The sequence below is a fragment of the Nostoc sp. CHAB 5715 genome (assembly GCF_020829685.1).
In the GTDB taxonomy this organism is placed as follows: Bacteria; Cyanobacteriota; Cyanobacteriia; order Cyanobacteriales; family Nostocaceae; genus Nostoc.
This window is the reverse complement of the sequence record NZ_JAIVFR010000551.1, coordinates 1-5,168: the sequence shown is the minus strand read 5'-3', so window position 1 is coordinate 5,168 and position 5,168 is coordinate 1. Positions and strand designations below refer to the sequence as shown.

The 5,168-nt window shown below is 36.1% G+C and carries 8 protein-coding genes and 1 pseudogene; all 9 read left to right on the top strand.

Annotated elements, in window-relative coordinates; all coding sequences use genetic code 11:
* A pseudogene (locus LC574_RS25815) lies at nucleotides 1-510 on the top strand (fumarate reductase/succinate dehydrogenase flavoprotein subunit); the annotation flags it as partial.
* Nucleotides 511-677: 167 nt separating this feature from the next.
* On the top strand, nucleotides 678-1,175 hold the full coding sequence (locus LC574_RS25810) for a GNAT family N-acetyltransferase (RefSeq protein WP_229456388.1): 498 nt from the start codon (nucleotides 678-680) through the stop codon (nucleotides 1,173-1,175).
* Nucleotides 1,100-1,882 (top strand): class I SAM-dependent methyltransferase, encoded by a 783-nt coding sequence (locus tag LC574_RS25805; RefSeq protein WP_229456387.1) that lies wholly within the window; start codon nucleotides 1,100-1,102, stop codon nucleotides 1,880-1,882. The genes LC574_RS25810 and LC574_RS25805 overlap by 76 nt, the downstream gene beginning before the upstream one ends.
* A gap of 24 nt (nucleotides 1,883-1,906) precedes the next feature.
* The gene (locus tag LC574_RS25800; RefSeq protein WP_229456386.1) at nucleotides 1,907-2,185 is read left to right on the top strand and encodes a hypothetical protein; all 279 of its coding nucleotides are present in this window, start codon (nucleotides 1,907-1,909) and stop codon (nucleotides 2,183-2,185) included.
* 129 nt (nucleotides 2,186-2,314) lie between these two features.
* Nucleotides 2,315-2,530 carry an N-acetyltransferase gene (locus LC574_RS25795; RefSeq protein WP_229456385.1) on the top strand — a complete coding sequence of 72 codons (216 nt, stop codon included), beginning with the start codon at nucleotides 2,315-2,317 and terminating at the stop codon, nucleotides 2,528-2,530.
* 12 nt (nucleotides 2,531-2,542) lie between these two features.
* Nucleotides 2,543-2,953, top strand: a complete 411-nt coding sequence (locus LC574_RS25790; protein ID WP_100902100.1) for a VOC family protein — start codon at nucleotides 2,543-2,545, stop codon at nucleotides 2,951-2,953.
* A 38-nt stretch (nucleotides 2,954-2,991) separates the two neighbouring features.
* Nucleotides 2,992-3,219 carry a ferredoxin family protein gene (locus LC574_RS25785; protein WP_069068766.1) on the top strand — a complete coding sequence of 76 codons (228 nt, stop codon included), beginning with the start codon at nucleotides 2,992-2,994 and terminating at the stop codon, nucleotides 3,217-3,219.
* A gap of 36 nt (nucleotides 3,220-3,255) precedes the next feature.
* Nucleotides 3,256-4,218, top strand: a complete 963-nt coding sequence (locus LC574_RS25780) for a HEAT repeat domain-containing protein (protein ID WP_229456384.1) — start codon at nucleotides 3,256-3,258, stop codon at nucleotides 4,216-4,218.
* A gap of 19 nt (nucleotides 4,219-4,237) precedes the next feature.
* Nucleotides 4,238-5,020, top strand: a complete 783-nt coding sequence (locus LC574_RS25775) for a DUF4058 family protein (protein ID WP_229456383.1) — start codon at nucleotides 4,238-4,240, stop codon at nucleotides 5,018-5,020.
* Nucleotides 5,021-5,168: the final 148 nt, after the last annotated feature.

Genomic DNA, 5,168 nt, shown 5'->3' with positions numbered 1-5,168 from the left:
GAATATATTCAAAATTTAGATTTTATTGAACCAGATACAGATTTTTTAGAAGTAGAAAAAACGAGAATATATGCTCCATTAACACGTCCTAATGGTGTACCTCATACTCAGGTAGAATACAAATTAAGACGCTTAGTTAATGATTATCTGCAACCACCAAAATCAGGTAATAAAATCGAGATTGGTTTGAAACATTTTGTTCAATATCAACAAACATTAGATTTCATGGGCGCTCGTGATCCCCATGAATTAATGCGCTGTATAGAAGTGCATTTTATTAGAGACTGTGCAGAAATGGCAGCTAGAGCATCATTGTATCGTCAAGAGACTCGTTGGGGTCTTTATCATTATCGTTTAGATTATCCAGAGAAAAATGATGAGGAATGGTTTTGTCATGTCAATTTAAAAAAAGATGAATTAGGGGAAATGGTATTGTTTAAACGTCCTGTAGATCCTTACATTGTGAAAGTAGATACAATTAAAGAATCGTATAGTGTTGCAGCTAAGTAATACCAATTACAGAAAAAATGAAACAGATACGTAGGTTGGGTTTAACGTAGTGAAATTCAACAATTACAAGGCTTTGAGGTGTTGGGTTTCGTCCCTCAACCCACATCTTAGTTCCTAAGCAAATCCAAGTCAAAGACATTATTTGGAACGGTAACTCGTAATATATCATGTCGGAAGTTGTGAAGTCAGATATAAAAGTACGAAGTTGTCTGTCATCAGATGCAGAGAGCGTCTTAAAAGTACACCGAGCTGCGATTCATCAAACTGCTTCATCTTGTTATCCAAAAGAAATTATTCAAGATTGGGCATCTCCAATTACGCCCTCTAAAATCAAAGCCTTTGCAGACAACACTGTTGTTGGGGAAGAAACCCGAATTGTGGCAGAAATTAATGGTCGAATTGTGGGCTTCGGTGCAATTGTTGTCAGTAATAACGAACTACGTGCTGTGTACGTGTCTCCAAGTTTCGGTCGTTCTGGAGTAGGAACTGCAATACTTCAAGAGTTAGAGCGATTAGCACGTGAGCAAGGATTTAAAATTGCTAGAGTTATTAAAATAATTTATTTTTTTGGAAAATATTTATTACAACAATGCCTATTTATAATTCAATTGGTCAACAATACTCAAAAACTCGCGTTCCTGATATCCGTATTGTCAATAAATTAATTGATTTACTCAATTTACCCAAAAATAGCATTATTGCTGATATTGGGGCTGGTACTGGTGGTTACAGCCTAGCGCTAGCTAATCAAGGATTTTTTGTTAATGCTATTGAACCTTCTTTGGTAATGCAAAAACAAGCAGTAGAACATCCGCAAGTTAAGTGGTTCACTGGCTATGCAGAAAATTTGCCTCTACCAGATAAGTCTGTTGATGGTATTGTATGTATCCTGGCAATTCATCACTTTACTCATCTTGAAAAAGCGTTTCAAGAAATGCAACGAATTATTAGAGATGGGACAATAGTTTTACTAACTTTTGATATTAGATTGGCTCAGAAGATATGGCTTTATGATTATTTTCCGTTTTTGTGGGAAGATGCCTTACGATTTCTACCACTTAATGAACAGATAAACTTAATTCAGAGGAATACTAAAAGGCGTGTTGAAGCCATACCCCTTTTGTTACCATACGATTTATCTGATTTATTCGCAGCAGCAGGGTGGAGACGACCAGAATTATATCTCGAACCAGAAGTACGTGCGGGAATATCATCTTTTGCATTAGCAAATCAAGATTTAGTAGAGCAAGGAGTAAAGTTACTCGCAGCAGATTTAACTAGTGGGGAATGGACGAAAAAATATGGCAATATTCACAATTTGACAGAGATTGATATAGGCTATCGTTTTATCCATGCAACGTTGGATAACTAAATAATTGTAATTTAAAATTAAATCATGACAAATAAAGTTACTATAGGTGATAAAATTAAAATTAGACAAGCTGATATTAAAGATGTAGAGAGAATTGCTAGTCTTTGCGAACAACTTGAATATTCTGTGACAAATCAACAAATGGAGCAGCGCCTTACTAAAATTAACAATAACGATGCTCATATTGTGTATGTTGCCACTCTAGAAGATAAATATGTAATTGGTTGGGCGCACGCTTATATTTGTGACTCAATAGTTATTCCGACTTCAGCAATTCTGGTTCTTGCGTTGGTTTTATGGTAGAGCATTAAAATCGCAGTTTTATAGAAAGGCTCAAAAACTTAAAACCCAGTCACAGCAATAAATCTAGCCTATCTTTAGGTTTTATTTATTATTCTGTTCCATAAAATGAACTGAAGAACCGCAATTCTTTTGGGATTAGTTGTAGATAAAGATTATCGTCACAATGGAATAGGACGTGTTTTGATGCAGCAAATTGAACAGTGGGCTTCTCTGGTTGGATGTGAGGGTGTTCTGTTACGTTCTAATATTAAACGTCAAGAGGCTCACTCGTTTTATGAAAAAATTGGTTATACGAATATCAAACAGTCGGTGACATTTTATAAAAAATTGCAACCTCAAGAGTAAATAATTTCAAAAATGATTACTGGAATCAACCACATTACTTTATCTGTTAGAGACTTAGAGGAATCTATTAATTTTTATACCAATGTGCTAGATTTTCGCTTACTGGCAAAATGGATGAAAGGTGCTTATCTTTCGGTTGGTGACATTTGGTTGGCATTAATTTTAGACCAGAAGGTTCGAGAAAGTCCTATACCTGAATATACCCATATTGGTCTGACTGTTTCTATTGAAGATTTTCCTATTCTTAGCCAACGCATTCAGCAATCAGGAGCAAAAATTTGGCAAGAAAATAAAAGCGAAGGTGCTTCTTTATATTTCCTTGATCCGAATGATCATAAACTGGAAATTCATGCTTCTGATTTAAACACCAGAATCAAAAGTGCTAAAGCATCTCCGTGGGAAGGGTTAGAATTTTTCATTTAAAGTTTAGTTTATTAATTGAATTAGGGAGTAATAGATGTATGGCTTTAATCACACAAAGAATAGATGTTCCTGTCATCGTTGACGAATCCAAATGTTTAGAAAAATGCACAGCTTGTATTGAAGTTTGTCCCCTTGATGTATTAGCAAAAAATCCAGAAACAGGAAAAGCATATATGAAATATGATGAGTGCTGGTTTTGTCTCCCTTGTGAAAAAGAATGTCCCACCAATGCAATTACAGTACAAATTCCCTTTTTATTGCGATAGTTTTTTTCTTATCCTCTGTGACTCTGTGGTAAAATAATGAATGATAACCTCAAAAATTGGCTAGAGATGCTGCGATCGCCTGATGTAAATGACCGCTTAGTAGCTGTCAAAACCTTACAACATTTAGGCGATGAAGAAACAATAGACGCTTTAATTATTGCTTTGAAAGATGAAAATATCGCTGTACAAAAAATAGCCATATCTGCCCTTTGGGAAATTGCCGATCCTGTGGCAATTCCTGCTTTAATTGAATGCTTAACTTCAGCAGATTCAGATATTCGCGCTGAAGCTGCATCAGCATTAAATGAATTGGTGACACCAGATGAGTTGTTACTTTTATTAGATAAGTTACAAATTAATGATGTCAATATACAACTAAATATTTTAGTGCTGTTGCGAAAGATTCATGATATTCAATCTTTACCATATATTTTACCCTTTTTAGAATCAAAAAAATCTGAGTTAAGAGAAGCAGCAATTACTACACTTCGATATATAAATCAAATAGAAAAATGTCCACAAGCTTTGGATTTAATCTTTGACCAAGAACCAATTGTCCGTCGTGCTACTGCTTTAAGTTTAGGGCATTTACAAGATACACAAGTAATTACAATACTTGTTCAAGCACTTACAAATGATAGTGACTGGCAAGTTCGCCGTAATGCAGCCAAATCTCTGGCTATTCATGAAAATCAGCAAGCAACTTCAGCATTAGAAATAGCTTTAGGTGATGAACATTGGCAAGTACGCAAATCAGCAGCACAAGCTTTGCAAAGAATACCAGATATTCAAGTTATGCCAAGATTAATTCAAGCATTAACAGATGAATATGCAGATGTCCGCAAAGAAGCTGCGATCGCTCTTGGTAATTTAGCTCATCCTGATGTTATTAACCCACTGCAACAAGCCTTAGATGATCCTGACAAAGAAGTGTCCATTCAAGCGCAACGGGCAATTCAGAAGATTCAAAGAGATAGAATAGTCTCAATTGAGCAGTAAATAACTAAGGGAAAGCGCAATGAAAAATCCATTTCCTGGAATGAACCCGTATTTGGAACAGCCTGAACATTGGCATCGAGTTCACAATCGTTTAATTGTAGCGATCGCTGATGACCTGACTCCCCAAATCGCCCCTAAATACCGAGTTTCCATTGAAGAGCGAGTTTACACTAGTGTAGATGATATCTTACTCGTAGGAATTGCTGATGTAGCAGTTGCCAAACGTAACATTACAGATAACAGTACAACTCTGACTGCTGCAAAACTTTCTGAACCCAGTAAAGTGAAAGTTCCTATACCTGAACAGATAACTGAGCGATTTTTAGAGGTGCGAGCAACTCCAACCAAAGAAGTAGTTGCTGTGATTGAAATACTTTCCCCCAAAAATAAACGCTCCAAAGAAGGTAGAGCGGCTTATGAGAGCAAACGAAACAAAATTTTGGCTTCTGGAACCAATTTGGTAGAAATCGACCTCTTGAGGCAAGGTGAGCCAATGCCTATTTTTGGAGCGACAACTACAGATTATAGTATTTTGGTCAGTCGCAGCCATAACAGACCTGATGCAGATTTATATACTTTCGATCTAAAAAACCCAATTCCTGTTTTTCCTGTACCTTTGCGTGAGAAAGAACCTGAACCTATAGTTGACTTGCAAAGGTTATTAAACGAAGTTTACGAACGTGCTAGATTTGACTTGGCAATTGATTATTCACAACCTTTAAAGATAGTGCGTAGGCGTAGCCAGCCGCAGGCATCGCCCAAAGAAGAAGCTTGGGTGAGAGGAGTTTTGCAGAGGTTCTAAATCGGAGTTCTATTAAATAAACTTGTGGATCATATTTCTGCCTTATTTGATTGATATCCTCTGTGTTAATATTGGGGTAATGTACAATTGCGTAAGACATATTGATAAATTATTAAAGGTTATACAGCAAATTTCAACTTCTCTACTT